This window comes from Ensifer sp. EB106-03-01-XG145 (assembly GCF_058792075.1).
Genome location: NZ_JBYTEC010000055.1, coordinates 2,501 through 5,921 on the forward strand (window position 1 = coordinate 2,501; position 3,421 = coordinate 5,921).

The 3,421-nt window shown below is 53.2% G+C and carries 2 rRNA genes; both read left to right on the forward strand.

The window, feature by feature from the left end:
• The first annotated feature begins 354 nt into the window (after window positions 1-354).
• Window positions 355-3,151, forward strand: a 23S ribosomal RNA gene (locus tag AC3WWH_RS34575).
• Window positions 3,152-3,299: 148 nt separating this feature from the next.
• Window positions 3,300-3,414, forward strand: a 5S ribosomal RNA gene (rrf, locus tag AC3WWH_RS34580).
• Window positions 3,415-3,421: the final 7 nt, after the last annotated feature.

Below are 3,421 nucleotides of genomic sequence, written 5' to 3' on the forward strand. Positions count from 1 at the left end.
CGTCCGAGCCCAGTCCCAATGAAGCCATGGATGGTCTAGCCGACCGGAAATGGAAGAGGGTCTGGAGGTAGGAAGGAAGCCTTGTCCTTGAGGCATGATCATTGTTTGGGTGTCCTTCGGGATGCCCTTCTGGTGTTCATGCTGGATTGGTGTTGCCTGACCGCGCATCACCGGACAGATCTCGAGAAGCTGGTCTTAAGATATGGCGCAAGTGAACCGCTCGGCGTGGTTCCAATAAAGCGACCGTATCGAACACGTCGATGGCATCTCATAAGGATTGGGTTGTAAAAGGTAACCCTTTCTGCCGCGTCCCTTCGGGACGACGGCTAATGGATGAGCATTGGCAATGAGAACGATCAAGTGAAAGAAGGGCATTTGGTGGATGCCTTGGCATGCACAGGCGATGAAGGACGTGATACGCTGCGATAAGCCGTGGGGAGCTGCGAATGAGCTTTGATCCATGGATCTCCGAATGGGGGAACCCACCTTAAATGCTTGGAAAATTTAAGTCGTACGCAAGTACGGCTTAGGTTTCCAAGTATTGTTTAAAGGTATCTTACTCTGAATACATAGGGGTAAGAAGCGAACGCAGGGAACTGAAACATCTAAGTACCTGCAGGAAAGGACATCAACCGAGACTCCGCAAGTAGTGGCGAGCGAACGCGGACCAGGCCAGTGGCACTGAGGAATAAAGTGGAACGACATGGAAAGGTCGGCCGTAGAGGGTGATAGCCCCTTACACGTAGAACACTCAGTGTCCTTGAGTAAGGCGGGACACGTGAAATCCTGTCTGAACATGGGGAGACCACTCTCCAAGCCTAAGTACTCGTGCATGACCGATAGCGAACAAGTACCGTGAGGGAAAGGTGAAAAGCACCCCGACAAGGGGAGTGAAATAGAACCTGAAACCGGATGCCTACAAACAGTTGGAGCCCGCAAGGGTGACAGCGTACCTTTTGTATAATGGGTCAACGACTTAGTGTGACGAGCAAGCTTAAGCCGATAGGTGAAGGCGCAGCGAAAGCGAGTCTGAACAGGGCGTTCAGTTCGTCGCATTAGACCCGAAACCGAGTGATCTAGCCATGAGCAGGTTGAAGGTTGGGTAACACCAACTGGAGGACCGAACCCGCATCTGTTGCAATAGATTGGGATGACTTGTGGTTAGGGGTGAAAGGCCAATCAAACTCGGAAATAGCTGGTTCTCCGCGAAAACTATTTAGGTAGTGCGTCGACCGAATACCCTCGGGGGTAGAGCACTGGATGGGCTATGGGGACTCACCGTCTTACTGATCCTAACCAAACTCCGAATACCGAGGAGTACTAGTCGGCAGACACACGGCGGGTGCTAACGTCCGTCGTGAAAAGGGCAACAACCCTGACCTCCAGCTAAGGTCCCCAAGTCATGGCTAAGTGGGAAAGGATGTGAGGATCCCAAAACAACCAGGATGTTGGCTTAGAAGCAGCCATCATTTAAAGAAAGCGTAACAGCTCACTGGTCTAATTAAGGGTCTTTGCGCCGAAAATGTAACGGGGCTAAAGCCATGCACCGAAGCTGAGGATGTATCGCAAGATACGTGGTAGCGGAGCGTTCCGTAAGCCTGTGAAGGGATACCCGTGAGGGGTCCTGGAGGTATCGGAAGTGCGAATGTTGACATGAGTAACGATAAAGAGGGTGAGAGACCCTCTCGCCGAAAGACCAAGGGTTCCTGCTTAAAGTTAATCTGAGCAGGGTTAGCCGGCCCCTAAGACGAGGCGGACACGCGTAGTCGATGGGAACCACGTTAATATTCGTGGGCCTGGTGGTAGTGACGGATCGCTTAACTTGTTTGGACTTATTGGATTGTCCAGGCGGGGACGCGGTTCCAGGAAATAGCTCCACCATTATAGACCGTACCCGAAACCGACACAGGTGGTCAGGTAGAGTATACCAAGGCGCTTGAGAGAACTATGCTGAAGGAACTCGGCAAATTGCACGCGTAACTTCGGAAGAAGCGTGACCCTTTTTGACGCAAGTCAGATGGGGTGGCACAGACCAGGGGGTAGCGACTGTTTATCAAAAACACAGGGCTCTGCGAAGTCGCAAGACGACGTATAGGGTCTGACGCCTGCCCGGTGCTGGAAGGTTAAGAGGAGGGGTGCAAGCTCTGAATCGAAGCCCCAGTAAACGGCGGCCGTAACTATAACGGTCCTAAGGTAGCGAAATTCCTTGTCGGGTAAGTTCCGACCTGCACGAATGGCGTAACGACTTCCCCGCTGTCTCCAGCATAGACTCAGTGAAATTGAATTCCCCGTGAAGATGCGGGGTTCCTGCGGTCAGACGGAAAGACCCCGTGCACCTTTACTATAGCTTTACACTGGCATTCGTGTCGGCATGTGTAGGATAGGTGGTAGGCTTTGAAGCAGGGACGCCAGTTCTTGTGGAGCCATCCTTGAAATACCACCCTTATCGTCATGGATGTCTAACCGCGGTCCGTCATCCGGATCCGGGACAGTGTATGGTGGGTAGTTTGACTGGGGCGGTCGCCTCCGAAAGAGTAACGGAGGCGCGCGATGGTGGGCTCAGACCGGTCGGAAATCGGTCGTCGAGTGCAATGGCATAAGCCCGCCTGACTGCGAGACTGACAAGTCGAGCAGAGACGAAAGTCGGTCATAGTGATCCGGTGGTCCCGCGTGGAAGGGCCATCGCTCAACGGATAAAAGGTACGCCGGGGATAACAGGCTGATGACCCCCAAGAGTCCATATCGACGGGGTTGTTTGGCACCTCGATGTCGGCTCATCGCATCCTGGGGCTGGAGCAGGTCCCAAGGGTTTGGCTGTTCGCCAATTAAAGCGGTACGTGAGCTGGGTTCAGAACGTCGTGAGACAGTTCGGTCCCTATCTGCCGTGGGTGTAGGAATATTGACAGGATCTGTCCCTAGTACGAGAGGACCGGGATGGACATATCTCTGGTGGACCTGTTGTCCTGCCAAGGGCATAGCAGGGTAGCTATATATGGAATGGATAACCGCTGAAGGCATCTAAGCGGGAAACCAACCTGAAAACGAGTATTCCCTTGAGAACCGTGGAAGACGACCACGTTGATAGGCTGGGTGTGGAAGTGCGGCAACGCATGAAGCTTACCAGTACTAATCGTTCGATTGGCTTGATCGTTCCCATTGCTTGTGCTCATCACGTTCGGACGAATGCTTTTGCATTCGCCTTGAGATGAGTGACGTGTTCAAAACAACTGAAGTGAAAACTTCAACCAGCTTCTCATTCGGTTTGCGCCAAGCTAGGCGCAAATCTTGCGCTTTGCCGACCTGGTGGTTCTGGCGGGGTGGCTGCACCCGTTCCCATTCCGAACACGGCCGTGAAACGCCCCAGCGCCGATGGTACTTCGTCTTAAGACGCGGGAGAGTAGGTCGCTGCCAGGTCTGCAAA